The sequence below is a fragment of the Variovorax sp. 05N34 genome, from assembly GCF_056397405.1.
Map to the genome: position 1 here is coordinate 295219 of NZ_JBFTNI010000004.1, position 25661 is coordinate 320879.

At 66.5% G+C, this 25661-nt stretch carries 26 protein-coding genes; 20 read left to right on the forward strand and 6 right to left on the reverse strand.

Annotated features, from left to right (window positions below; genetic code table 11):
- Positions 1-8 precede the first annotated feature (8 nt).
- Positions 9-1328 (reverse strand): flavin-containing monooxygenase, encoded by a 1320-nt coding sequence (locus AC1DMA_RS13320; protein ID WP_478144468.1) that lies wholly within the window; start codon positions 1326-1328, stop codon positions 9-11.
- 171 nt (positions 1329-1499) lie between these two features.
- Between AC1DMA_RS13320 and AC1DMA_RS13325 the strand changes: the two genes are divergently transcribed.
- Positions 1500-2288 carry an IclR family transcriptional regulator gene (locus AC1DMA_RS13325; RefSeq protein WP_478144469.1) on the forward strand — a complete coding sequence of 263 codons (789 nt, stop codon included), beginning with the start codon at positions 1500-1502 and terminating at the stop codon, positions 2286-2288.
- Between the two features lie 23 nt (positions 2289-2311).
- Here the strand turns inward: AC1DMA_RS13325 and AC1DMA_RS13330 are convergent, their stop codons facing one another.
- Both AC1DMA_RS13330 and AC1DMA_RS13335 read right to left on the reverse strand, forming a co-directional pair.
- Entirely contained in the window at positions 2312-2710 is a 399-nt protein-coding gene (locus AC1DMA_RS13330; protein ID WP_478144470.1) for a DUF488 domain-containing protein, read from the reverse strand.
- A gap of 10 nt (positions 2711-2720) precedes the next feature.
- On the reverse strand, positions 2721-4565 hold the full coding sequence (locus AC1DMA_RS13335) for a PhoX family protein (RefSeq protein WP_478144471.1): 1845 nt from the start codon (positions 4563-4565) through the stop codon (positions 2721-2723).
- A gap of 89 nt (positions 4566-4654) precedes the next feature.
- Here AC1DMA_RS13335 and AC1DMA_RS13340 point away from each other — a divergent pair, with 89 nt between their 5' ends.
- The 18 genes from AC1DMA_RS13340 to AC1DMA_RS13425 all read left to right on the forward strand — a co-directional run bounded on the left by AC1DMA_RS13340 (position 4655) and on the right by AC1DMA_RS13425 (position 23001).
- Positions 4655-5485, forward strand: coding sequence for a crotonase/enoyl-CoA hydratase family protein (locus tag AC1DMA_RS13340; protein ID WP_478144472.1), 831 nt, complete (start codon positions 4655-4657; stop codon positions 5483-5485).
- Positions 5486-5525: 40 nt separating this feature from the next.
- The gene (locus AC1DMA_RS13345; RefSeq protein ID WP_478123697.1) at positions 5526-5750 is read left to right on the forward strand and encodes a hypothetical protein; all 225 of its coding nucleotides are present in this window, start codon (positions 5526-5528) and stop codon (positions 5748-5750) included.
- 112 nt (positions 5751-5862) lie between these two features.
- A complete protein-coding gene (locus AC1DMA_RS13350) occupies positions 5863-6651 on the forward strand; it encodes a GntR family transcriptional regulator (protein WP_478144651.1) in 789 nt (262 codons plus the stop codon).
- A 16-nt stretch (positions 6652-6667) separates the two neighbouring features.
- Positions 6668-7873: an ABC transporter substrate-binding protein gene (locus tag AC1DMA_RS13355; protein ID WP_478144473.1), complete on the forward strand. Its 1206-nt coding sequence runs from the start codon at positions 6668-6670 to the stop codon at positions 7871-7873.
- A 15-nt stretch (positions 7874-7888) separates the two neighbouring features.
- On the forward strand, positions 7889-8761 hold the full coding sequence (locus tag AC1DMA_RS13360) for a branched-chain amino acid ABC transporter permease (RefSeq protein ID WP_478144474.1): 873 nt from the start codon (positions 7889-7891) through the stop codon (positions 8759-8761).
- Positions 8758-9756 (forward strand): branched-chain amino acid ABC transporter permease, encoded by a 999-nt coding sequence (locus AC1DMA_RS13365; RefSeq protein WP_478144475.1) that lies wholly within the window; start codon positions 8758-8760, stop codon positions 9754-9756. Before AC1DMA_RS13360 ends, AC1DMA_RS13365 begins: the two co-directional genes overlap by 4 nt.
- Entirely contained in the window at positions 9749-10525 is a 777-nt protein-coding gene (locus AC1DMA_RS13370; protein WP_478144476.1) for an ABC transporter ATP-binding protein, read from the forward strand. Before AC1DMA_RS13365 ends, AC1DMA_RS13370 begins: the two co-directional genes overlap by 8 nt.
- Positions 10522-11232, forward strand: coding sequence for an ABC transporter ATP-binding protein (locus AC1DMA_RS13375; RefSeq protein WP_478123692.1), 711 nt, complete (start codon positions 10522-10524; stop codon positions 11230-11232). The genes AC1DMA_RS13370 and AC1DMA_RS13375 overlap by 4 nt, the downstream gene beginning before the upstream one ends.
- Before the next feature lie 47 nt (positions 11233-11279).
- Entirely contained in the window at positions 11280-12236 is a 957-nt protein-coding gene (locus AC1DMA_RS13380) for a tripartite tricarboxylate transporter substrate binding protein (protein ID WP_478144477.1), read from the forward strand.
- Positions 12237-12241: 5 nt separating this feature from the next.
- Positions 12242-13519 (forward strand): 3-isopropylmalate dehydratase large subunit, encoded by a 1278-nt coding sequence (locus AC1DMA_RS13385; protein ID WP_478144478.1) that lies wholly within the window; start codon positions 12242-12244, stop codon positions 13517-13519.
- Complete coding sequence (locus AC1DMA_RS13390) at positions 13516-14028, forward strand: LeuD/DmdB family oxidoreductase small subunit (protein ID WP_478144479.1); 513 nt, start codon at positions 13516-13518, stop codon at positions 14026-14028. Before AC1DMA_RS13385 ends, AC1DMA_RS13390 begins: the two co-directional genes overlap by 4 nt.
- The gene (locus AC1DMA_RS13395; RefSeq protein WP_478144480.1) at positions 14018-15352 is read left to right on the forward strand and encodes an MmgE/PrpD family protein; all 1335 of its coding nucleotides are present in this window, start codon (positions 14018-14020) and stop codon (positions 15350-15352) included. The genes AC1DMA_RS13390 and AC1DMA_RS13395 overlap by 11 nt, the downstream gene beginning before the upstream one ends.
- Positions 15353-15379: 27 nt before the next feature.
- Entirely contained in the window at positions 15380-16348 is a 969-nt protein-coding gene (locus AC1DMA_RS13400) for a Bug family tripartite tricarboxylate transporter substrate binding protein (protein WP_478144481.1), read from the forward strand.
- A 3-nt stretch (positions 16349-16351) separates the two neighbouring features.
- Complete coding sequence (locus AC1DMA_RS13405; protein ID WP_478144482.1) at positions 16352-18055, forward strand: hydantoinase B/oxoprolinase family protein; 1704 nt, start codon at positions 16352-16354, stop codon at positions 18053-18055.
- Entirely contained in the window at positions 18052-20115 is a 2064-nt protein-coding gene (locus AC1DMA_RS13410; protein WP_478144483.1) for a hydantoinase/oxoprolinase family protein, read from the forward strand. Before AC1DMA_RS13405 ends, AC1DMA_RS13410 begins: the two co-directional genes overlap by 4 nt.
- A complete protein-coding gene (locus tag AC1DMA_RS13415) occupies positions 20112-20726 on the forward strand; it encodes a cysteine hydrolase family protein (RefSeq protein WP_478144485.1) in 615 nt (204 codons plus the stop codon). Before AC1DMA_RS13410 ends, AC1DMA_RS13415 begins: the two co-directional genes overlap by 4 nt.
- Positions 20727-20728: 2 nt before the next feature.
- Positions 20729-22141 (forward strand): FAD-dependent oxidoreductase, encoded by a 1413-nt coding sequence (locus tag AC1DMA_RS13420; RefSeq protein WP_478144486.1) that lies wholly within the window; start codon positions 20729-20731, stop codon positions 22139-22141.
- Positions 22138-23001, forward strand: a complete 864-nt coding sequence (locus tag AC1DMA_RS13425; protein ID WP_478144487.1) for an isocitrate lyase/PEP mutase family protein — start codon at positions 22138-22140, stop codon at positions 22999-23001. The genes AC1DMA_RS13420 and AC1DMA_RS13425 overlap by 4 nt, the downstream gene beginning before the upstream one ends.
- A gap of 22 nt (positions 23002-23023) precedes the next feature.
- On the opposite strand, the gene AC1DMA_RS13430 is transcribed toward AC1DMA_RS13425, so the two are convergent.
- Together AC1DMA_RS13430 and AC1DMA_RS13435 are read right to left on the reverse strand one after the other, a co-directional pair.
- The gene (locus AC1DMA_RS13430; RefSeq protein WP_478123681.1) at positions 23024-23380 is read right to left on the reverse strand and encodes a hypothetical protein; all 357 of its coding nucleotides are present in this window, start codon (positions 23378-23380) and stop codon (positions 23024-23026) included.
- An 82-nt stretch (positions 23381-23462) separates the two neighbouring features.
- Positions 23463-24227, reverse strand: a complete 765-nt coding sequence (locus AC1DMA_RS13435) for a sulfite exporter TauE/SafE family protein (protein ID WP_478144488.1) — start codon at positions 24225-24227, stop codon at positions 23463-23465.
- Between the two features lie 115 nt (positions 24228-24342).
- On the opposite strand from AC1DMA_RS13435, the gene AC1DMA_RS13440 reads away from it, so the two are divergent.
- Complete coding sequence (locus AC1DMA_RS13440; protein WP_478144652.1) at positions 24343-25245, forward strand: LysR substrate-binding domain-containing protein; 903 nt, start codon at positions 24343-24345, stop codon at positions 25243-25245.
- On the opposite strand, the gene AC1DMA_RS13445 is transcribed toward AC1DMA_RS13440, so the two are convergent.
- The gene (locus AC1DMA_RS13445; RefSeq protein ID WP_478144489.1) at positions 25230-25652 is read right to left on the reverse strand and encodes a GFA family protein; all 423 of its coding nucleotides are present in this window, start codon (positions 25650-25652) and stop codon (positions 25230-25232) included. The two genes, AC1DMA_RS13440 and AC1DMA_RS13445, sit on opposite strands and share 16 nt — an antisense overlap.
- Positions 25653-25661: the final 9 nt, after the last annotated feature.

Below are 25661 nucleotides of genomic sequence, written 5' to 3' on the forward strand. Positions count from 1 at the left end.
CGTCCGGATTACGCCAGTGCCGCCGAGGCTTCGCGCACCGCGCGGCGGTAGCTGTCCTTGTGGACGTAGTACGCCATGCGCTCGAGCTTCAGGTATTTGTAGCCACCGGAGAGATCCGGGCTCGGCCCTGCCTTGGCCTGCTTGAGCGCAATCGCTTTGGGGCTCCCCTGCGATTGCGCCTTGAAATAACGGGCCACGAGTTCGGCCTGCTCATAGCGGCCCTGCCAGCCGATGCCGCTCGCCTCGATCATTCCGAGCACTGCCAGGTTGTCGAATCCCGGCGCGAAGATGTTCAGGTACAGGCGCGGCGCCATGCCTTGCCAGTTGAGCCATGCGCGATCGATGAAGGGGTAGTGCAGCTTGTAGCCGGTCGCGCAAAGGACGATGTCATAGTCGCGAGCGCTGCCATCCTTGAAGCGCACCGTGTCGCCGTCGAGCCGCGCGATGTCGGCCCTGACGCCGATGTCGCCGTGGCCGATGTGATGCAGCACCAGCGAGTTGACCACCGGGTGCGATTCATACATGCGGTAGTCCGGTTTCGGAAACCCGAACCGCACCGGGTCGCCGGTGAACCACTGCAGCACCTTGGCGTCCATTCGTTGCTTGATCCACGCCGGCAACGGGCGCTTGCCCCCGAGCGTGTCCGCCGGCTTGCCGAAGATGTACTTGGGCACGAAGTAGTAGCCGCGCCGCACCGAGATGTCGACGCTCCTGGCGTAGTGCACGGCGTCGACCGCGATGTCGCAGCCGCTGTTACCGGCGCCGACCACCAGCACGCGTTGGTCCTTGAAGAGGCTCGCATGCTTGTAGGCCGACGTGTGGAGGAGTTGGCCGTTGAAGCGCCCCTCGAAGCGCGGCATGCTCGGCTCGGACAGCGTGCCGTTGGCGATGATCACGCCCTTGTAATCGGCAGTGTCGATGCGGCCATCGCCCGCGTCGACACTCACGCGCCACAGTGTCGAGGCAGTTTCGGTCACGGGCTCGACACGGATCACCTTGGTGCCGAAGCGAAAGTGCTGCCGCAGGTCGAAGTGATCGGCAAAGTCGCTGAAATAGCGTCGCAGTTCGGCATGGCTCGGATAGTCGGCCACGGTGTCCGCCATCGGAAATTCAGCGAACTCAGTGGTTCGCTTCGACGAGATCAAGTGCGCCGATTGGTAGACCGTGCTGCGTGGGTTGTCGATGTTCCATAGGCCGCCCACGTCTTCGTAAGACTCGAAACCCTGAAACGGGATGCCCAGCTTTTGCAGGTTGCGTGCGCCGGCGAGTCCCGAAGGGCCGGCGCCGATCAAGGCGATTTGCTGATGAGTAGGCACGGGTGCAGACACAGGGATGGCTCGCGGGAAAGGAAAGACGAACAACGAAAGACCAAAAAAAGCGGGGAAGCGAAAAATGCGTGTGCCCGTTCGTTTAGGGCTTGCAGCTTAGCGAGGTTCAGTCAAAATCTCGAATTAATTCGAACATTCGTCTCGTATTTTGAGATTTGTCAGGGATTTTTCATGGATCATTCCGCCCCCGCGCCCGGGGAAGAAGCCGAGTCGGCCGCCACGCCGGGCCTGCGCCTGCTCCAGTTGCTCGAACTCGTGGCCGGCGAGGGCGAGCCCCAGGCGCTCAGCGATGTCGTTCGCATCAGCGGCCAGCCCAAGCCTTCCGTGCACCGCATGCTCCAGCAACTCGAACAAGGCGGTTTGCTCGCGCGGGGCAGCGACGGGCGCCGCTACGCCATCACGCCACGGCTGATGCGCTTTGCTGAAACCGTGCTTCGCGGAAGCACCGCCACGGGCGTGCGCCATGCAGTCCTGCGGCAACTCGTCGCAGACGTGGGCGAGACCTGCAATCTCACGGCCTTGTCGGGTGCGGAAGTGATCTATCTCGATCGGGTGGAGACGGCGTTTCCCCTGCGGCTCGATCTTCGGCCCGGATCGCGCGTGCCGCTGCATTGCTCTGCCAGCGGCAAGCTGTTTCTGGCGAACCTGCCCCGTGTGCAGCGGGATCGGCTCCTCGATGGGCTTCATTACCAGCGCCATACGCCTCACACGCTTTGCACACGCGAGGCACTGGAAGGCGAACTCGACCGCATCCGCCGCGAAGGCCACTCGGTCGACGCCGAGGAATTCATCGAAGGGCTGGTGTGCGTCGCGGTGCCGGTGCGCGATGAGCCGCGCGGACATGTGCGATGCGCCGTCGCGCTGCAGGCTCCGGCGGTCCGCATGTCGCTCCCGGAGGCCTTGCAGCAGTTGGACAAGCTGCGCTCGGCCGCGCAGGGCATCGCCAGGGCAACGCGCTGAAGGCGAATGCGCAGCCTGGGCGGCTAGCCCGCGATGTCCGCGCCGCGCTCCGCCAGCAGCGCGCGCAGGAACGACCGATGGCAATGCGCCTCGTCCTCGCAATAGCAGCCGACGGACAGGTTGGTCTGATGCGACAGCGCTGCGAGCAGGTCCAGACTGCGGCTCGCGTCCGGCTCGGCCATTTCACTCTTGAACTTGCGGCCGAACGCGGCCCACTGCGCCGGCACCCCTGAAGCCTGGGCAGCTTGCGCCATCTTCATCGTCTCCACCGAAGGCGCGAGATTGGGGTACCAGACGTCATACCAGTTGTGGGAGGCAAATTCAGTCTTCGGCACGCCGCGCGGCGGGCGGCGCACGGTGCCGATTCGAAGACCCTCGCCGGGTGCGCGCTCAGTACCGAGCCTGACGATTCGGATGGCCATTTTTTTCTCCTCAGGTGCCGACGATACCGCCGTCCCGCCGCCGCACCACCACCGTGGCCGACCTGGGACGCGCGCTGCCGGGCGCGGCGCCATCGGGCCAGGCGCTGTTGGGCACGTTGCTGCCGGCCAGGCGTGTCTCGCCCGGATGCTGGACGTTGACGAAGAGGCTGCGGCGGTCAGGTGTCACGACGCAGCCTGTGATTTCGCAGCCGCCCGGGCCGATGAGGAAGCGCTTGATGCGCCCGCTCGCAGGATCGGCGCAGAGCATCTGGTTGTTGCCGAACGCGGCCATCGGTCCCTTGCCGATGGTGCGGCCACCCATGTCGGTCTGTATCCACAGCAGGCCGCCGGCGTCAAAGTGCAGTCCGTCAGGGCAGCCGAAGATATCCGCGTCATCGTTGGGGTAGCGTGCGCCGGCACCGGGCACTTCGGGATCGCCCGCCAGCGCGAAATGGTCCCAGGCGAAGGTCGTACTGGCGGCATCGTGGCCGTCTTCGCGCCAGCGCAGGATGCCGCCGAAGATGTTGTTCGCGCGCGGGTTGGCGGCGTCGGGCGCTGGCTGGCCAGGGCGGCCTCGTTGGGTGTTGTGGGTGAGGGTGACGTACACCTCGCCGCTGGCCGGATGCACAGCGATCCATTCGGGGCGGTCCATCTTCGTCGCGCCGACGATGTCGCCTGCAAGCCGCGCGTGGACCAGAACCTCGGCCTGATCGGCGAAACCGCTCTCCCGGTCGATGCCGTTGGCGCCGTGCCGCAGTTCAAGCCAACGACCGCGCCCTTCGGGGTCGAAACGCGCGACGTAGAGGCTGCCTTCATCGAGCAAGCGGCTGTTTGCCGCGCTGCCGCCAGGGCGCACCTTATCGCGGCTCACGAACTTGTAGATGTATTCGAAGGCCGAGTCGTCGCCCATGTACACGGCGACCCGGCCGTCCTTCGTCACCGTGCAGGTTGCGCTTTCCTGGTGCTTGCGGCCCAGGGCGGTGCGCTTGACAGGCGTGGAGGTCGGATCGAACGGGTCGATTTCCACCACCCAGCCGAAGCGGTTGGCCTCGTTGGGATGGCGCGTGAGATCGAAGCGCTCTTCGAAACGCCAATACTCGGTCCATGAGTTTCCGCTCATGGTTCCGTAGCGTCGCTGCGCTGGCGTGGCCCGATTTGCCGACGCCTTCGGCCCGCCGAAGTAGGCCTGGAAGTTTTCCTCGCAAGTCAGGTAGGTGCCCCAGGGCGTGACGCCCATTGCGCAGTTGGCGAAGGTGCCGGACACGCGATCGCCCCCGGCGTTGTAGTCGGTGCGCATCAGCGGAGCACCCGCCGCCGGCCCGGCGATGCGCATGGACGTCGCGCCGTGCACGCGCCTGGCATAGCGCGACGGCAGCACCTGGCGCCAGCCTGCGGGCGTGAGCTCGACCTCGATCACCGACACGCCCATCGCATGCAGCGACTTGCGCACTTTCTCGGCCGTCCATGGCTGCGCGCCCTCGGTGTGGAGCAACTGGTCGTCGGTGTACTCGTGGTTCATCACGAGCAGCCCGCGATCGGTGCGGCCTTCGAGCGCGAAGAAGTGCATTCCGTCGTGATGCATGCCCGCCTGCACTGCCTGATCGGCGGCGCTGTTGGAGGCGTCGGGCGCAAACGCCGGCATGGAGCCGGCGATGCCGGTCGGCGCGCCCCAGGGATAAAGCACCTGCGCCTCGTATTCAGGCGGCACGGTCACGGCATCGCGCAACGTGGCCTCCACCGCGGTGAAACCCAGCCGGCCATCGCCCGATGGCGCCGAGGCGCGTGCTTCGCCAAGCAGCGAAACAACGGCGGCTGCAGCGCCCGACTGGAGGAACCGGCGACGATCGAAAGGCATGGCAGAACTGTTGGCTGAGCGACACCGCGATCATCGCCGAGCGCCCATACTTCAGGCAAAACCTCAGGCAAAACCCAGGAGACTTCCCCATGAACGATCGCATCGAATCCATCTGCCACGCCGACGGCGTCGTCGAACTGCACATGGCCCGCGCCGACAAGATGAACGCGCTCGACCCGGCAATGTTCGACGCGCTCATCGACGCTGGCAGCCGCCTGCGGGACGACACCAGCGTGCGCGCCGTGGTCATCGCCGGCCGGGGCAAGGCGTTCTGCGCAGGGCTCGACATGGAATCCTTTGCAAAGATGCAAGGGCAAGGCGGCGGCATCGTGGGTGAATCCTCCGCCGGCAAGGACCTGATCGAGCGAACGCACGGCATCTCCAACGCCGCGCAGTACGTCGCCATGGTCTGGCGCGACGTGCCGGTCCCGGTGATTGCGGCGGTGCACGGCGTCGCCTTCGGGGGCGGCTTGCAAGTGGCGCTGGGCGCCGACCTGAGGCTGGTCGCGGCGGACACCCGCATGTCCGTGATGGAAATCAAGTGGGGCCTGGTGCCGGACATGGGCGGCATGGTGCTGATGCGCGAGCTGGCCCGCAACGACGTCCTGCGCGAACTCACCTTCACCGGCCGTATCTTCTCCGGCGAAGAAGCGGTGCGGCTCGGCCTTGCCACACGCGTGGCGGCCGACCCGCTGGCAGAGGCGCTCGAAATGGCACACGAGATCGCCCGGAAGAGCCCCGATGCGATTCGTGCAGGCAAGCGCCTGCTCAACGCGGCCATGAGCCACAGCGCCGCGGACCTTCTGCTCGCCGAGTCCGTGGAGCAGAAGGCGCTGATCGGCAGCCCGAACCAGGGCGAAGCCGTGCGCGCCAACATGGAGCGCCGCGCACCGGTTTTCACGAACGCGCAAGCGCTCTGAAGAAGCCGGAAAGCGCACGGCGCGCAGGCATACTCCGTCCGTGCCCATGCATCTTCTTCATCGCCTGGCAGCGCAGGAGCTGCCCGTAGCCGTCACGTCCGGCGCGCAGGTCGACGCCGTTCGCGTGCTGAGCCTTGCCGGCCACGTAAGGGCGAGCATTCCCAAACCGATTCGCACGCTGGAGGGCTACCAGCAGCCGCCGGCCGTCGTCAACGAGATCACGTCGCTCGGCCGAAGCATGCTCAGGCGCTTCCCGCTCCGCTAAGGGTTTGCCCGAACGGGGCGCGAGGCCGCGGCTGCGCTGGCAGACAGTTCGGCTGCAAATGTCCTATTGACGGAACAAAGGAACGCCGTGACGATTGGGGCCCATGTCCCAGATGCCACTGCCGAAGTACCACCAGATCTATCTGCTGTTGTGCGAGCAGCTCGCTGAGGGGCGCTTCGCCGACGGCTTGCCGGGCGAGTTCGCGCTGATGGAGGAATTCGGTGTCGCGCGCGTCACCGTGCGGCGGGCCCTCGAGAAGATGGCTGCCGATGGCCTGATTTCGCGCGAGCCTGGGCGCGGCACGCGACCGATCCGCACGGCGACGCCGTCAATGGGCGAGGGCGGCCAGGGCATCAGCGTGCAACGGGCCAACTTGGGCGGCCTGCTCGAAAACCTCGTCAGCATGGGGCTGCGAACTTCGGTCAAGGTGATCGATGTGCAGACCGTCACGGCTTCGGCGAGCGTCGCTGCCGCACTGCAGCTGAATCTGGGCGATGCCGTGCAGAAGGCGGTGCGCGTGCGATCGACACGCGAAGGCCCGCTTTCGCACATCACCACGTACGTGCCCGCCGAAGTCGCGCGCCAGTTCGGCCGCCGCGAGCTGGCGCGCAAGCCGATCCTGGTGCTGCTCGAAGAGGCCGGCGTGCAGGTCGGGCGTGCGCACCAGACCATCAGCGCCAAGCTGGCCGACGCCACGCTGGCCCAGCACCTGGACGTATCCGTCGGCTCCGCGCTGCTGGCCGTCCGGCGGCTCGTCTACGACGCCAACGAGCGGCCCGTGCAGTGGCTGCACGGGCTCTACCGGCCCGATCGCTACACCTACGAGATGCAGTTGTCCCGCGTCGGCGGCATCGATGCCAAGGTGTGGGTCAGCAAAGAGCTTTCCGCGCAATTCATTTAACCAACGAGGAGTCCCCATGGAAAACCGCCGCCGCTTTCTGTCGCAGACCGCCGCCCTCGGCACGTCGCTTGCGTTTCCGCTCGTGGGGGGCGCGCAGCCCAAGCCCGTGCGCGTCGGCGTGTTGCACCCGGTCACGGGCGCGCTCGCCTATTCGGGCCAGCAATGCCGGCTCGGCGCGCTGATGGCGATCGAGGACATCAACCAGGCCGGCGGCATCAAGTCGCTGGGTGGCGCCAAGCTCGAAGCGATGCTCGGCGACGCGCAATCGCAGCCGCAGGCCGGCGCGGCCGAAGTCGAGAAGATGAACGAAGCCGGCGTTTCGGCCATCGTCGGCGCCTTCGCGTCCGCCATCTGCCTGGCGACCACGCAAGCGGCTGCCAAATACAACCTTCCGCACGTGGTGGACGTCGGCGTGGCCGACCAGATCGTCGAGCGCGGCCTGAAGAACACCTTCCGCTTCGGCCCGGGCTACAAGAAGTCGACCGAAGTGGCGATGGCGAATCTGCTGGTGCTCAACAAGGCTGCGGGCAATCCGGCCAAGACGGTGATGATCATTCACGAAGACTCGCTCTTCGGCACCGGCACGGCCCAGTTGCTCTCGCGCGAACTGCCGGGCTACGGGTTCGAGGTGAAGGAAGTCGTGAAGCACGCGAACCCGACACGGGACTTCAACAACATCGTGCTGCGCATGAAGTCCATCAATCCGGACATCGTCATACCGGCCAACTATTACAACGAATACGCGTTGCTGGTGCGCACGATGCAGCAGCAGAAAGTGCAGCCCAAGGCGATCTTCTCGGTGCTGGGCGGTGCCGCATCGAGCTACAAGTTCGTCAAGGAATTTCCGGAAGCGGCCAACGGCATCATCGATTGCAACCACTGGTTCAACCCGAAGGACAAGCGCTCGCAGGAATTGCGCAAGCGCGTCGAGGCCAAGGGCCAGTTCTTCAGCTACGAGGTCTTCATGACCTACACCGCGATGGGGCTGCTGGCCGATGCGCTCGAGCGTGCCAAGTCGAGCGACCGCGCCGCGATCATCGACGCGCTGGAGAAGAGCACCTTCTCCAATCACATCATGCCGTACGGCCCGACCCAATTCGTCAATGGCCAGAACGGAGGGGCACAACCGCTCATGACGCAGGTCGTGAAGAACGACATCAAGGTCATCATCCCGCGCGAGTTCCGCGAAGTGGAGCCCTTGTTCCCGCTGCGCTCGGCCTGAAGAAGACGAGGCAAGATGCTCGACTTCGGCATTCTTTTTCCGTCGGTGCTCAACGGCCTGACGACCGGCGCGGTCTACGCCTTGATCGCGCTGGGGCTCACGCTGATCTACGGCGTCTTGCACATCATCAACTTCGCGCACGGCGCCTGCCTGATGCTGGCGCTCTACGCGGTTTACTTCCTCAAGGAAAACTGGGGCATCGACCCTTACCTGGCGTTGCCGATTGTGGTGCCGGGCATGTTCGCGCTCGGCTATGCGCTGCAGCGCATCGTCATCAACCGCGCCGGACACGGCAAGGACGAGAACATCCTGCTCGCGACGCTCGGCATCGCGATCGTGATGGAGAACCTTGCGCTGATCTTCTTCAAGTCGGACACGCGCAATATCGACACCGCGTATTCGCTGAGTACGGTGGCGATCGGCCCCGCGATGATCGCCGTGCCCAAGCTGGTGGCCTTCGCAGGGGCGCTGGTGGTGTCGGCGGTGCTGTTCTGGATCATGGGCCGCACCGATCTCGGGCGGGCCATCCGTGCGGTCGCGAAGGAGAAAGAGGGCGCCAAGCTCATGGGCATCGATGTCGACCATGTCTATGCGGTGAGCTTCGGCATCGGCTTGGCCTGCCTCGGTGCCGCGGCGTGCTTTCTGCTGCCGGCCTACTACGTGAATCCGCAAGTCGGCAGCGGCTTCGTGCTTGTGGCCTTCACCATCGTGGTGCTGGGCGGCATGGGCAGTTTTGTCGGTGCGCTCATCGGTGGGTTTCTTGTCGGGATCGTCGAATCGTTGGGCGGTCTTTACCTCGGTGAATCGCTGGGGCAGATCGGCATCTTCGCGATCTTCATCGGTGTGGTGCTGTTCCGCCCTGAAGGCATGTTCGGAGCCAAGGCATGAGCGGCACCAACGTATCCGCTGCGGGTTTTCGCCAGTTGGGCGGCATCGCGCTTTTCACCGTGGTCGTCGCGTGCATCCCGCTGGTGACTTCGTCGGGCGTGGCACTCAACTTCGTGATGATGGCGCTCTATGCGACCCTGATCGCGCAGGCCTGGAACATCCTCGGCGGCTTCGGCGGGCAGTTCTCGTTCGGGCATGCGCTCTTCTTCGGAACGGGTGCGTATATCCAGGCGATTGCGCAACTGCAGGGCGGCGTCAATGCCTGGGCCGCACTGCCGATGGCGGTACTGGGCAGTGCGCTGGTGGGGCTCTTCGTGGGCGCGCTCACTTTCCGATACGGGCTCAAGGGCTCCTACTTTGCGCTCGTCACGTTGGCGTTCGCCGAAGTGTTTCGCATCCTGGCGTCGTCGGTTCCTTTCACCGGGGGCGGCGTCGGCCTGATGGTCCCGTTGCGGGAATCGGCGGCCAACCTTCAGTTCGCATCGCGCAGTGGCTACCTCTGGGTCGTGCTCGCCTTCGTGACGGCCGCGTTGCTGGTGACCTGGTGGCTGCGCAACGGCCGCTTCGGCGCCTACCTGCAGGCGGTTCGCGACAACGAGGATGCGGCGCGCGCGGTCGGTGTCGATCCGTTCCGCGTCAAGCTGGCGGCCATCGGCATCTCCGGTGCGTTCATGGGCGCTGCGGGTGCGTTCTACGTGCAGGTGTTCCAGTACATCGATCCGGGCATTGCCTACGGTTCAGGCACGTCGGTCGAAGCGCTGGTGGCGGCGATCGTCGGCGGCATGGGCACGCTCTGGGGGCCGGTGCTCGGCGCGGCGGTGCTGCATGTGCTGTCGGACTTCACGCGCAATCTCTTCGGCGAATTGCCGGGGATCAACATGGTCATTTACGGCACGGTGCTGGTGTTGATCGTGATCTTCCTGCCGCGCGGAATCGCCGGCATGGGGCTGTCGGTGCGTCAATTGTGGGCAGGGAAGGGGAGCCGTCATGACTGAGCCTTTGCTGGCCCTGAGTGGCATTTCGCGATCCTTCGGTGGTTTGAAGGCGGTGCAGGACGTGAGCCTCGCAGTCCGTGAGGGAAGCCTCAGTGCCCTGATCGGCCCGAACGGCGCAGGCAAAACCACGTTGTTCGCACTCATGTCGGGCTTCCTCAAGCCCGACTCCGGCACCGTTCTTTTCGCGGGGCAGGACATCACTGGCCGCGATCCGCATCGGAACGCGCTGCTCGGCATGACGCGCACATTCCAGATCGTCAAGCCTTTCGCGGCACAGACGGTGCGCGAGAACATCGCCGTTGGCGCTCACCTGCACGTGCGCAACCGGACCGAAGCGTTGCGGCGCGCGGAAGAGGTCGCGCACCGGGTGGGCCTGGGCGCCCAACTCGACAAGCCGGCGTCCGATCTCACGGTCGCGGGTCGCAAGCGTCTCGAACTGGCGCGCGCCCTGGCGACGCAGCCGCGACTGCTGCTGCTCGACGAGGTACTCGCGGGCCTCAACCCCCAAGAGATCGCGGAGATGATGCCGGTGGTGCGCGGCATTGCCGAGGGCGGAGTGACCGTGCTGATGATCGAGCACGTGATGCAGGCCGTGATGAATCTCGCCTCGCATGTCTGGGTGCTCGCGCAAGGGCAACTCATCGCAGAAGGCAGCCCCGCACAGGTGACTTCGAACGACAAGGTGGTCGAGGCTTATCTGGGCCACGGCACCGCGGCGCGGCTGCGCAAGGCCGCGGCAGCCAATGCCGTGCATGGAGTCACCGCATGACGTCGCTGCTCGATATTCGCGCGCTGCGCGGCGGCTATGGCCGCGTCGAAGTGCTGCGCGGCGTGGATCTGCAGGTCAACGCCGGAGAGATGGTCGCGCTGCTCGGCAGCAATGGGGCCGGCAAGTCGACGCTGAACAAGATGGTTTGCGGCCTTTGCCCCGCCTGGAGCGGCACCGTGCGCTTCGACGGCCACGACCTGAGTGGCGCGCACTATCGCGAAGTGGTCAAGGCCGGGCTCATCCAGGTGCCTGAGGGACGGAAGGTTTTCCCGAACCTCAGCGTGCTGGAGAACCTCGAGCTCGGCTCGTTCACCCGCGCCCGCGAGCGCCGCGCTGCCAATCTCGACAAGGTCTTCGACATCTTTCCGCGGCTGAAGGAGCGCATCAAGCAGCACGCCGGCACCATGAGCGGCGGCGAGCAGCAGATGCTCGCCATCGGCCGGGGCCTGATGGCGGAGCCGGTGCTGTTGATCCTCGACGAGCCTTCATTGGGCTTGTCGCCCTTGCTGGTCGAAGAGATGTTCTCGCTGATCCGCCAGCTTCGCGACGGCGGGCTCGCCGTGCTGCTGGTCGAGCAGAACGTCGGCCAGTCGCTGGAGATCGCGGACCGCGCCTACGTGCTCGAAAACGGCAGCGTGCGGTTCTCCGGCCTTCCGCAGGATTTGCTGGGCAGCGACGAGCTGCGCCGCGCCTATCTCGGCCTTTGAGCCGCAAGACATCGTTCATCGTTCACGCACAAGGAGGCACGAAGATCGTGAAACGCAGAGACATCCTGATTTCGTCCGTCGCCGCCGCACTCGGAAGCGGCGCGCTCGCGCAGGTGGGCAAGGTGCCGGTTCGAATCCTCGTCGGCGCACCTGCCGGCGGATCGACCGACACACTGGCCCGCACACTCGCCGCCAGCATGGGGCCGGCGCTCGACAGGACAGTGATCGTCGAGAACCGCGCCGGTGCCGGCGGCAACATCGCCGCCGAGGCGGTCGCCAAGGCCGCGCCCGATGGCAACACACTGTTGATGAGCTTCACCAGCCATGCGATCAACGCGACGCTCTATCCGAAGCTGCCGTTTGATCCGGTCAAGGACTTCACCGCGCTGACCTGCGTTGCGACGTCGCCGTCGATCCTGGTCGCTCATCCGTCGGTGCAGGCGAACAACGTGAAGGAGCTGATCGCGCTCGCCAAGGCCAAGCCGGGCGAACTCAACTTCGCGATCGGCTCCGTGGGTTCATCGCTGCACATGGCAGGCGAAGCCTTCAAGATGCAGTCGGGCGTGGACATCGTGAACATTCCTTACCGCGGTACTGCGCCTGCCGTGCAAGATCTGCTGGCCGGCCAGGTGCAGTTGATGTTCGCGGCGGTCGGCAATGTGCAGCAGCATATCCAGGCCGGAAAGCTGAAGGCGCTGGGCGTCACTTCGGCCAAGCGGCTGCCCGCGTTTCCCGATGTCCAGGCCATCGCGGAAGTGTTGCCCGGGTACGAATCGAGCGCGTGGTTCGGCCTCTTCGGCCCGGCGCACATGGCGCCGGACGTCGTGAAGAAGATCAGCGAGGCGGCCCGGCATGCCATCAAGCAGCCTGACATGCAGCGTCGGCTGGAAGCCGAAGGCGCGATCCCCGTCGGCAATTCGCCCGAAGAGTTCGGCGCTTTCGTGCAGAGCGAGATCAAGCGCTGGGCAAAAGTCGTGAAGTTTTCGGGCGCCAAGCCGGAGTGATCGCCATGGCATCCGAACGAATTCCAGCCCGGACATTGGCGCAGAAGCTCATCGCACGTGCGAGCGGACGCGAGCAAGTGGCCGTGGGCGAGATCGTGACCTGCGCGGTCGACATGGCGATGTTTCACGATTCCTCGGGCCCGCGCAGGCTCCAGCCGATGCTCGAGGAACTCGGCGCCCAGATATGGGACCGCTCGCGCGTCGTGCTCGTGATGGACCACTACGTGCCCGAGCGCGACGAGGATTCGCGCCGCATCGTGCGCATTGCACGCGATTGGGCCCGCGACCAGCAATTGCCTCACGTCTACGACAGCCAGGGCATCTGCCACGTGGTGGTGCCGCAGCACGGCCACATCCGGCCGGGCATGCTGTGCGTCGGCGGCGATTCGCACTCGCCCACGGGCGGTGCCTTCGGGGCCTACATGTTCGGCGTGGGCAGTACCGAGATGCTCGGCGTGGTGGTCACCGGCAGCATCTGGCTGCGCGTGCCCGAGACCATCCAGATGTGGTGGGATGGCGCATTGACTCCTGGCGTCACGGCCAAGGACATGATGCTGCACATGATCGGCCGCTTCGGCATGAACGGCGGGCGCTACCAGGCGGTCGAGTTCGCCGGGCCGGGCGTGAAGGCGCTGTCGATGCAGGAGCGGATGACGCTGTCGAACATGAGCGCCGAACTCGGCGCCCAGGCCGGGCTGATCGCGCCCGATGCAACCACCGCCGCCTTTCTCGCGGAAGCCGGCGCGCCCGAAGTGGACATGGCGCCCTGGTTCACGGACGACGGTGCCGAGTTGACGCGTCATCGTTTCGACGCGGCCACGCTGGAGCCGCATGTTGCCGCGCCACACAGCCCGGCCAATTCGCAAGGCGTGAGCCACTACGCCGATACGCCCATCGATGTGGCCTACATCGGCGCATGTACCGGCGCGAAGCTCGAAGACTTGCGTGCCGCTGCGCAGGTGCTGCGCGGGCACAAGGTTGCTTCGGGCGTTCGCTTGATCGTCGCGCCCGCCAGTATTCGTGACCAGGAGCAGGCGCGCGAGGAGGGTGTCTTGCAGGTGCTGATGGATGCCGGGGCCGAACTGTTTCCGACCGCGTGCGGCGCCTGTTCGGGCTACGGCGATCCGATGGGGGACGACATTACTGTCATCTCCACCACTGCCCGCAACTTCAAGGGACGCATGGGGTCGCCGACGGCGCAGGTCTATCTGGCCTCGCCCTACACCGTGGCTGCAGCGGCTTTGCGTGGCCGAGTGACCGATCCTCGCGAGGTGCTGCAATGACCGCCGGAACCAAGCACCGCGTCTGGCGCCTTGGTGCCGACATCGACACCGACGTGCTCGCGCCCGGCCACGCGATGAAACACGGCATCGACCGCATCGCGCAGTACTGCCTCGAATCGGTCCGGCCCGAATTCGCCCGCGAGGTGCGGCCGGGCGACGTGATCGTGGCGGGCCCTAACTTCGGCATCGGCTCTTCGCGGGAGCAGGCCGCTGCCGTGCTGGTTCAGCTCGGCGTGGCTGCGGTGATCGCCCCGTCCTACAGCGGGCTGTATTTCCGCAACGCGTTCAATGTCGGGCTGCTGCTGCTGACCTGCGCCGAAGCCGAATCGCTGCAGGACGGCGATCGCATCGAACTCGACACCCGCACGCCTGCCGTGCGCACCGCGGATGCGCGCACGCTCGCCTGTGAACCGGTTCCAGGATTCCTGATGGACATGGTCGATGCGGGTGGCTTGCTGCGGCTGCTGCGCCAACAGTTGGCGGCCGGAAGGAAAGTCGATGCGCACTGAGGACGACGATCCGCAACGCGCAGTCCTGCAGGCCACCGTGGCGTTGCATGCGGCGCAGCCGGCCGCGGCCGAGGCCGCGTTGCAGGCTCGGCGCCTGCTCGTCGATACGGTCGGCTGCGCGCTCGCTGGCCGGCATGCGGATGAAGTTCGGCGCCTCGAAGCTGCGCTGGCCGCCTGCGAGCCGGGCGATTTTGCGTTTCCCGGCGGCCGGTTGCTGAGCGTGCAGTCCGCCGCGCAGGTCGTGGCCATGGCCGCGACCTGGGACGAAGCCTGCGAAGGCCACGCGCTCGCGCACGGCCGGCCCGGAGTGCCGCTGGTGGCGGCGCTGCTGCCGCTCGCGCTGCGGCGCGGAGCCAGTCTTGGCGAGTTCATCGACGCCTTCGTGCTCGGCTACGAAATCGGTGCGCGCTGCGGCGCGTGGCTGCGCATCCTGCCCGGCATGCATGTCGACGCGAACTGGCCCGCGCTCGGCGTGGCTGCCGGTGTCGCGCGGCTGCTGGGCCTGCGCCCGGCAGACATCATGCAGGCTGTCGACATCGCGGCCTGCCAACTGGCGACCAGCCTCTACCTGCCGGTGCGGGAGGGCCGCACTGCACGCAATACCTACCTCGGCCACAGCGCATCGCTGGGGCTGCAAGCGGCCTTCGCGAGCCTGGCCGGGATCGACGCACCGGCCGGTGCGCTGACGCACTACGCGCTCGAGCATTCGGCCGCGGCTGCGCAGCCGTTGCCGGACGCGGCGATGCTGCTGCTGCGCGACGCCTACCTCAAGCCTTTCGCGGCCGTGCGTCACGTGCACTATGGCGCGACTGCCGCGCGCCGCATTCGCGAACAACTGGTCCACGGCACCGCCGGCATCCGTCGCATCGTGCTGAAGGTGTACGAGGAAGCCATCGTCTATTGCGGCAACCGCGCACCGCGCACGCCGATCCAGGCGCAGTTCAGCCTGTCGTTCGGGATCGCAGGGATGCTGTGCTTCGGTGATGTCGATCCGTCGCTCTACGCCGCGCCGCGTTTTGAAGACCCCGAGCTCCGCCGCCTCGAAGCGCTGGTGGTGCTGGAGCCCGATGCCGAACTCACCGCGCGCAAGCAGCGCGGCGCCACGCTCACGGTGACGCACGACGGCGGCACGTTCGAAGAAGCCGTCGGCGTCATCGCGGGCGACGCCGCCAGCCCGCTCGACCGCGCGGCGCTCGCCGCCAAGTTCACTCACTACGCCGCGCACAGCGTGGCCGGCCCGCTGGCCGCTCGCTTCTGCGACGGCGTGCTCGACGCTTCCGCCGACACCCCTCTCGGCGCACTGTGGCGGCAGCTCGCCGCCTGACCCGATCCACTCTCCCTGCCCACCACCATGAAACTTCTGCGCCACCTTGCCAGCACGCTGCTCATCTGTCTGCCGCTCCTCGCGGCGGCGCAGGCGGGCGACTTCCCGAACAAGCCGATCCGGCTGGTCGTGCCCTTCCCACCGGGCGGGGCCACCGACGCGGCGGCACGCCTCGTCGCGGTGAAGATGAGCGAGCACTGGGGACAGCCGGTGGTGGTCGACAACCGAGCGGGCGCGGGCGGCAACGTGGGCTCCGACCTCGTCGCCAAGTCGGCGCCGGACGGCTACACGCTGGTGATGGGCGTGACCGGCTCGCACGCCATCAACACCTCGCTCTACAGCAAGATGCCCTACGACCCTGTGACCGACTTCGTCGCCATCAGCCAGGTTGCGGTGGTGCCCAACGTGCTGGTGGTGCATCCGTCGGTGCCGGCCCACAACCTCGCCGAACTCGTGGCGCTTGCGAAGAAGGAGCCCGGCAAGCTCAACTACGCGTCGCTCGGCAACGGCACGGCAGCGCACCTCGGCATGGAGATGCTCAAGGCCGAGGCCGGCGTCGACATCACGCACGTGCCCTACAAAGGCAGCGCGCCGGCCGTGGCCGACCTGCTCGCGGGCCAGGTGCAGATGATGGTCGACGGCTTGCCGTCGGCGCTACCGCATGTCAAGGCCGGCAAGCTGCGCGCCATTGCGCTCACCAGCCTGCACCGTGCGCCCGCCTTGCCGGACCTGCCGACCATCGCGGAAACCTACCCGGGCTTCTATGCCGATGCGTGGTCGGGCTTGTTCGCGCCCAAGGGCACGCCGCAGCCGGTGGTCGACAAGCTCTCCGCGGAAGTGCAGCGCATCCTGAAGCTGCCCGACGTGCGCGAGAAACTCGCCGGGCTGGGCGCCGAGCCCGTTGGCTCCACGCAGGCGGAATTCAGCGCGCACGTCAAGCGCGAGATCGACAAATGGGCCAAGGTCGTGAAGACCAGCGGCGCCAAGGTGGACTGAACCATGAACGACACACTCGACCCCGTCACGCTCGCCGTCCTGCGCGGCCGCCTCGAACAGGTGGCCGACGAGATGGACGCCACGCTCTATCGCAGCGCGTTCAATCCGATCATCGCCGAAGCGCACGACGCCTGCCATGGGCTCTATGACGCCACCACGGGCGACACGCTCGTGCAGGGCAAGTCGGGGCTGCCGGTGTTCGTCGGTGCGATGGCTTTCGCGGTGCGCGCGACCATGGCGGCGGCCGAGCCGCGCGGCGGCATGCGAGACGGCGACATATGGATCAGCAACGACGCCTACGACGGCGGCACGCACGCCAACGACTTCAAGCTGGTGCGGCCCTTCTTTCGCAATGGCAAGCTGTATTGCCACATGGCCTCGGCCGCGCATTGGCACGATGTCGGCGGCGCGGTGCCCGGCAACTACAACCCCGCCGCGACCGAATGCTGGCAGGAGGCGGTGCAGATTCCGCCGGTGCGCATCGTGCGCGGCGGCGAGCTCGATCGTGACGTGCTCGCCATCCTGCAGGCCAACACGCGCCTGCCGGACAGCCTCTGGGGCGACCTCAACGGCCAACTCGCCGCGCTGGAACTGGGCGCGCGGCGGCTCAACGGTCTGCTCGACGAGTACGGCGATGACCTCGTGCTGGAGGCCCTGAGTGAGTTGCGCAGCCGTGCATTGCGTCTGATGCGCTCGCACATTGCGTCGTTGCCCGACGGCCGCTACAGCTTCGAGGACGTGCTCGACAACGACGGCATCACCAACGACCCGCTGACGATTGCGCTGGACATGACCGTCGCAGGCGACCGGCTGCTGCTCGACTTCTCCCGCACTTCGCCGCAGTGCGCAGGGCCGGTGAACATCTCGCGCGCGACCGCCATTGCGGCTTGCTACGTTGCGCTCAAGCATCTCTTCCCCGATGTGCCGGCGAATGCGGGCGTGCTCGATGCGGTGGACTTTGTCATCCCCGACCGGCTGGTGATCAGCGCCGAGAGGCCGCGGCCAGTCGGCGGCTACACCGAAACCATCCTGCGCATGATCGACGTGATCTTCAGCGCCGCGGCCAAGGCCGATCCGACGCGCGCCGTGGCGCAAGCCTACGGCACCATCAACGCGCTTTCGATCGCGGGACATCGCAGCGACAAGGGGCGCGAGGGCCAGCGCTGGGTGATGTTCAGCTTCTTCGGCGGCGGCCACGGTGGGCACTCGGGCGGCGACGGGCTTTCGCACGGCAACGCGCCGATTTCCACCGCGACGATTCCGCCGCTGGAAATTCTCGAAGCCGCATATCCGGTGCGCTTCACGGAATGGTCGCTGCGCGCCGACTCCGGCGGCGACGGTCAGTACCGGGGCGGGCTCGGCGCGGTCTATGAAATCGAACTGCTCGAAAAGGATGCCGAAGTGTTCGTCTTCGGCGAACGCGGCACCTCGCCACCGAAGGGCATCGCGGGCGGCGGGCCGGGCGCGGTCAATGTCTTTCGCTATGAAAACGAAGGTGCCTGGCATGTGCCGCCCATGGTTTCGAAGATGCGAGGAATCCAACTCGCGCGCGGCGAACGCGTGCGGCTCGAAACCCCCGGCGGAGGCGGTTGGGGCCGTGCGGCCGAGCGCCATCCTGAGCAGCGTGAACAGGACCGAGCGATGGGCTACGTGACCCACGACACAGCGACCAACCCCATCTCTCCGCAGAAGAAAGCTTCCGAATGACACCCGCAGGCAAATCCAGCGAGTCCCTTGTCGTGGGCGTCGACGTCGGCGGCACGTTCACTGATCTTTTCGTGCTCGACGAAGCGAGCGGCACGGCGCGTATCGTCAAGGTGCCGTCCACGCGCGGCGAAGAGGCACGCGGCTTCATGAACGGTGTGGCGCGCGTGGCCGACTCGGCTGCGGCCATTGCCACCATCGTGCATGGCACCACGGTCGGCACCAACGCGCTGCTGGAACGAAAGGTCGCGCGCACCGGCATCATCACCACGCGCGGCTTTCGCGATGTGCTCGAAATGCGCCGCCGCGACCGCCCTCAGACCTGGGGCCTGCGCGGCAGCTTCCTGCCGGTCGTGCCACGCGACCTGCGGCGCGAGGTCGACGAGCGCGTCCTTGCCGATGGCACCCTGCATACCCCTGTCGATCTCGATCAGGTTCGGGCAGAGGCGCGAGCGTTGTTGTCCGAAGGCTGCGAGGCGGTGTGCGTGTTCTTCATCAATACCTACGCGAATCCGGAGAACGAAAAGCTCGCAGTGGCTGCCGTGCGCGAGATCTGGCCCAACGCGCATGTGACGTCCGCCAGCGAAGTGCTGCCGGAGATTCGCGAGTTCGAGCGATGCTCGACTGCAACGCTCAACGCCGCACTGCAGCCTGTGGTGGGCAGCTATCTCTCCCGGCTTGAATCGGATCTGCGCGATCAGGGCTTCGCGGGCGAATTGCTGGTGGTGCAGAGCAACGGCGGCGTGATGTCCCGCCAGACGGCGAGCGACTTGCCCGTGCGCACGGCGCTATCGGGCCCCGCGGCGGGCGTGATTGCATGCGCGGCGATTGCGCGCGCGGCGGGCTTTCCGAATGCGATCACGGGCGACATGGGCGGGACATCGTTCGACGTCTCGCTGGTCGCCAATGGCGAGGCCGCGCTGGCCGCGCAGACGGCCATCGAATTCGGCATGGTGATTCGCTCGCCGATGATCCAGATCGAGACGATCGGCGCAGGCGGTGGTTCCATCGCATCCGTCGATGCGAGCGGCATGCTTCAGGTCGGCCCCGAGTCAGCGGGCAGCGTGCCTGGGCCGGCCTGCTATGGGCGGGGCAACATGCGCCCGACCGTGACGGATGCCAATGTGCTGCTCGGCCGGATCGCAGCCGATCGGCCGCTGGGTGGCGGCCTGCTTGCAGCGCTCGATGCCGAGAAGTCACGCCAAGCCATCGATGAGCATGTGGCGCAACCGCTGGGTCTGGACGTGTACGCGGCAGCAGAGGCGATCCTGACGGTTGCGAATGCGCGCATGGCCGGTGCGATACGGCTGGTGTCGATCGAGCGCGGCCATGATCCACGGCGTTTTGCCTACATGCCCTTCGGTGGCGGCGGCGCCCTGCATGTGTGCGCCATGATGCGCGAGGTCGGCGTCGGCACAGGCATCGTGCCGCGCTACCCGGGAGTGACGTCCGCGCTGGGTTGCGTGATTGCGGACATGCGCCACGACGCCGTGCAGACCATCAATCGACCGCTTGCCGAACTCGACGTGGGCGAACTGCAACGCCGCATCGACGAACTGGCGGCCAACTGCCAGCGACGGCTGGATTCGTCGGGCGTGCGCTTCGACGAAGTCCGCGAGATCGTCGCGCTGGACATGCTCTATGGGGGCCAGACGCACACACTGCCGGTGGAACTGCCCGATGCGCGCAGCAAGCCGCTGACGACCGTTTCGATCCGTGCGGCGTTCGAGGCGGCTTATGCGTCCGCCTTCGGCCGTGTGCTCGACGGCATTCCGATCCGCGTGATGAACCTGCGCTATGCCCGCATCGGCGTTCGGCCCAAGTTCGATCTTGCGGTGCTGGCGCCCGAAGGTGCTGGCAGCATCGAGCCGCTCGGCACGCAGCGCGTGTTCCACCACAAACAATGGCACGGCGCGCTGCGCTATGCACGACTCGACTTGCCGGTCGGGACGCGCATCGACGGACCCGCGATCCTCGAACAAGCGGACACGACCGTGTGGCTGGAGCCCGGCTTCCATGGAGAGGTCGATGCGCACGGCAACCTGCTGGTGAGGCCTTCATGAGCAGCGGCGAACCGACCGCAGGGGCGAAGACGGCGCTGGTCATCATCGATCTGCAGAACGACTTCCTGGATCCGAACGGGGCCTATGCGCGCGGCGGTGACACCAATCCGCCTGCGCTGCTCTTGCCCGCGCGCGTCGCCGAAGTCGCAAGCGCGCTGAAGGCGGTGGGCGGCATGGTGGTGGCGAGCCAGTTCACGCTCTGGCCCGACGCCAAAGGCGAGCCGATGGTGTCGCCGCACCTCAAGGCCCTGCGGCCGTATCTCCGCAAAGGCGATTTCGCGCCCGGCAGTTGGGGGCAGGCAAATGTCGATGCCCTCAAGGGGCTGATCGACGTGACGGTCAGCAAGGTGGCCTATTCGGCTTTCTTCAACACTCAGCTCGACTGGGTGCTCCGCCGCGCCGGCATCGACACCGTGGCGGTCTGCGGCATCGTGACGAACGGCGGCGTCGCCAGCACGGTGCGCGATGCGCACATGCGCGACTACCGCACGCTGGTGCTCTCCGACGGCTGCGCGGCCTTCGGCGAAGAGCGGCACCAGACTTCGCTGGCCGACATGCGCAACGTGGCCGAGGTCACGGATTGCGCAGCTTTCGTGCGTGCACTGCGATGACCATGGATGAGTCTTCGCGGCGAATTCGGCGAGCGACCGCGATCGATGCGGATGTGCACGTCAGCGTGGCCATCGTCGGCGGCGGCGCGTGCGGACTCACTGCGGCGCTGATGCTGAGCGACGCCGGCGTCGACTGCGTGGTGCTTGAACGCGACGCTGCGCCAACCGGATCGACGGCCTTGTCCTCAGGCTTCATTCCCGCGCCCGCGACACGCGTGCAGCGCGCGCATGGCGTGCCGGACGACAGCCCTGCGCGTTTTGCCGCGGACATCCAGGCCAAGGCGCATGGGCGAGCGGCGCCGGTGTTGGTCGAAGCGTACGCAAACGCCGTCGGGCCGGCCATCGACGCACTGCAGGAGCGGCACGGACTGAACTGGATCCTGCTCGATGGATTCCTGTACCCGGGCCACGGCGTGCATCGGATGCATGCGCTGCCGCAGAAGACGGGTGCCGCACTGATGGCGAGCTTGCAGGCCGCAGTGCAAGCGGCAGGCATCCCGGTCTTGACGCAGGCAGTCGTCGACACACTGGTGCTCGACGAGGCCGAGCGCGTGATCGGCGTCGACTACCAGAGGCCCGACGGGCATCGCGAATCGCTGGGTTGTGACGCACTGCTGCTCGCCTGCAATGGGTTCGGTGGCAATTCGGCAATGGTGCGATCGCTGCTGCCGGAGATGGCGGAGGCCAGCTTTGGCGGCCACGTCGGCAACGACGGCAGTGCGATCCAGTGGGGCGTAGGGCTGGGGGCTCGCTTGCGCGACCTTGGCGGCTATCAGGGGCACGGTTCGTGGGTGACGCCGCAGGGCGCGCTGATGTCATGGGCCGTGATGATGGAAGGCGGCGTGCAGATCAACCGCGAAGGCCGGCGCTTTCACGATGAGACCCAGGGCTATTCAGAGGCGGCCGTGCACGTGCTCGCGCAGCCGGGCGGCATTGCGTGGAACGTGTTCGATACGCCGCTGCTGGCACTTGCGCGCGGCTTTCCTGATTTCTGCGAAGCGGAGGCAGCGGGAGCGCTTCGGCATTGCGAGACCGTGGCCGATCTCGCGGCATGCATCGGCTGCGAGGCTTCGGTAGTCGAACACACGCTGGCCAGTTTGCAAGACAAGTCGCCCCAGCCCGACGGGCGCGTCTTCAGCCGGCCGCTCACGGCGCCATTCTTCGCCGTCAAGGTGACGGGCGCGTTGTTCCATACCCAGGGCGGCCTGGACGTGGGCCGCGACATGCGCGTGCTTCGGCAGGACGGTACTCCGTTCAGCAATCTGTTGGCGGCAGGCGGTGCCGCGGGCGGCGTCTCGGGCGACGAGGTCTGGGGCTATCTCTCCGGCAATGGGCTCCTGAGCGCCGTGGCCGGCGGGTACATCGCGGCGCATACGGCTGCTGCGCTCGTTCATTCAAGGGATCCATCCACATGACAAACAAGACATTGAAGGCACGCCTTGGCGCCAAGGACATCGTGCTGGCGCCGGGCGTCTATGACGCACTGAGCGCGTTGATTGCCGAGCAGGCCGGGTTCGAGGCCTTGTACCTCTCTGGCGCCTCGATTGCGTACACGCGCCTGGGTCGGTCTGATATAGGGCTCACCACCTTCACCGAAGTCGCCGACACGCTGGCGCGCATCACCGAGCGCGTGTGCCTGCCTGTGATCGTCGACGCTGACACCGGCTTCGGCAATGCGCTCAATACGCAGCGCACCGTGCGCGGCTTCGAACGTGCGGGCGCGGCGATGGTGCAGATCGAGGACCAGACCTTTCCGAAGCGCTGCGGTCATCTGGACGGCAAGGCGGTCGTGCCCGAACGCGAGATGGTCGGCAAGCTGAAGGCGGCGCTCGATGCGCGCACTTCGAGCGACACCTTGATCCTCGCGCGCACGGACGCGGTCGCGGTCGAGGGGCTCGATGCTGCGCTCGATCGGGCCGAGGCCTACCTGGCATGCGGCGTGGACGCGCTCTTCATCGAAGCACTGCGCTCCCCCGAGCAGATGGATGCGGCCTGCGGACGCTTCGCGCAGCGGGTGCCATTGCTCGCCAACATGGTCGAAGGCGGCAAGACGCCCATTCAGGACGCGGACGCGCTGCAGGCGCACGGCTTCCGCATCGCGATCTTTCCCGGCGGCACCGCGCGGGCCGTCGCTCATACCCTGCAGGGCTACTACGCCAGCCTCCATGCGCACCGGACCACACAGCCCTGGCGCTCGCAGATGCTCGACTTCGATGCGCTGAACGAAGTCATCGGCACGCCGGAACTCATGCTGTCCGGCAAGAAGTACGAATAGCGCTCGGCGCTCGGCGCCGGCCTCAGGCGCAGCGCTCGTATACCAGCGCGAGATAGTCCGCGTGCCTGCGCAGCGCTTCGAGCTGCTGAAGCGTGGTTCCGGTGACTCGATCGTTCGGGTCGAACTTCACGGTCCCATCCGGCAGGAGGACGAAGTGGGTCTTGCCATGGGGCGCGCCGGGGATGCTGGCGGCATTGACGTAGCCGCAACCGGCGCCTGTGGCCCGGTTGAACTTCACCCCGGAAAAGCTCGCGAAGCCGTCTGGAAGCTGCTTTCGGACGTTCGTCTCGACGTTCCAGACCGGCATGTAGAACCACCACACAGCGATCGAGCTGACGAAAAGCGCGACGCTGACCAGGATCGATACAAGGGCTCGCATGGGCAACTCTCCTTCCCACCCGGATGCAAAAGCTGTAGCGTATTAGTACTTTGGTTTCTTTTCAATACCTTTGGTCCGGTTGCTATCCGCGCGCAACCATGTAGGCGCCCAGCAGCGCAAGCCCGATGAAGAAGCAGCGCCTGAAGATCTGCATCGAAAGCCGCGAACGCACCCGTTGGCCCACCGCCATGCCGCACAAGGCAGGCACCAGCATGGCCAGGGACGCGCCTGCAAGCGGCGCCGAATAGCCGTGCTGGCCAGCCAGGGCGACCGCAAGCGCGACGGTGGACGTCGTGAATGACAGGCCCATCGCCTGGATCAATTCATCGCGCGACAGGTCCAAGGCTTGCAGGTAGATCACCGCCGGGAGCACGAAGACGCCGGTGAGCGCTGTCACGGCACCGGTCAGCGCCCCCGTCACCGGGCCGAGCCAGCGTTGGCTTTGCTTCGACATAGGGACACTGCGACCCAGCAGCCCCCATGCCGCATAGGCTGCGAGGGCCACTCCGAGCGCAATGGTTGCTCCCGCTCCCGCCGGTGCTCCGAACCACCACCCGCCTGCCAGCGTGCCAGCGACGATGCCCAGTTGCATTCCGCACAGGCGCCGCGCGACCGGCACCACGGACCGCCAGGGTCGCAGTTGCCATACGTTGGTCACCAGAGAAGGCACGATCAGCAACGCCGCGGCTTCGGCGGGCGGCATCCAGAGCGCGAGCAGCGCCATCGAGAGCGTCGGCAGCCCGAGGCCGATCACGCCCTTGACCACCCCCGCGAAGACGAAGACCGCAGCGACGAGCGCCCACACGGAAAGACTGTGAGAGGAGAACACGGACAACATGGAATGCATGGAGAGCATCGATAACATGGTTGCGAGTCTCGCGAAAACGGCCGCTGCCGAAAATGCGGAATTCGCGGACGCATCCTCAGCCGTGGACTGAGGATGCTGTGCTAACTTGCTGCGCATGCGATTCGACCTCACCGACCTGCAGCTCTTCGTCAACATCATCGAGAGCGGCACCATCACCGGCGGCGCCGCGCAGACGCACATGACGCTGGCGTCGGCCAGCCAGCGCGTGATCGGCATGGAAGATTCGCTCGGCACGCCGTTGCTGCTCCGCGCCAAGCAAGGCGTGAAGCCGACCGAAGCCGGCCGCACGCTGGTGCACCATGCGCGGCTCGTGTTGCTGCAGACAGAGCGCATGCGCGGCGAGCTGAGCGAATACGGCGCCGGCCTGCAAGGGCACGTGCGCTTGCTGTGCAACACCTCGGCGATCACCGAGCACCTGCCCGAGGCGCTCAGCGATTTTCTGGCGCGCAACCCTCGTGTCTCGGTCGACCTCGAAGAGCAGCCCAGCATCGACATCGTCGACGCGGTGCGAGCGGGGCTGTGCGACATCGGCATCGTCTCCGATGCCGCCGACGTCGAAGGCTTGCAGCACTTCGTATTCCGGCGCGACGACCTCGTTGTGGTGGTTCCACGCGGACACAAGCTGGCACGACGCCGCCGCGTGACCTTGGCCGAACTGGTCGACTGCGAATTCGTCGGACTGGCGGAAGGCAGCCCGCTCGAGTCGCACATCGCGCTGCATGCCAAGCGACTCGGCAAGCGCCTTTTCTATCGCGTGCGCGTGCGCAGTTTCGAGGGGGTGTGCCGCATGGTCGAACAGGGCGTCGGCGTCGGCATCGTGCCGAAGCTTGCTGCCGAACGCTGCGCTGCGCCGACGAAGACAAGCCGAATCGCCATCACCGACGCGTGGGCGGCGCGGCATCTGCTGGCATGCGTGCGCCGTGAGGAAGAACTACCGCTGAACGCCCGAAGGATGTTGGCCCATCTGCTGGTGGATGCGCCTCAGGAAAGAAAGTGAACGTCGGCGATCCAGTTTCGCTTTCGGCGTTGGAGCCGCAACTCGACGCTCTCTCCGTCGAACGAGACAGGCGTGTGTCGAAGGAGGGACGGGGCCACGTTGTCGAACGCGTTCACGTTCACCACGGCATAAGTGTGTTCATCGATCGTGCTGGTCACCAAGGGCACGACGCCGCAGCGGGAACAGACATGGAAATCGGCCGTCCGCGTTCCGAAAGAATAGCTGGAGACCAGTGACCGATCGGCAATCGAAACCCGGAGCGCGCCGCCCGGGTTCGACGTCCAGATGCCGCCGTGCCGGACGCAGAAGGAGCAGCCGCATGCACGCGCCGGAATTTCAGCGGGGTCGGGCTCCCACGTGAGCTCGAAGGAAATGTTGCCGCAGTGGCACCCACCTTTGACGATCATCGCCTTGCC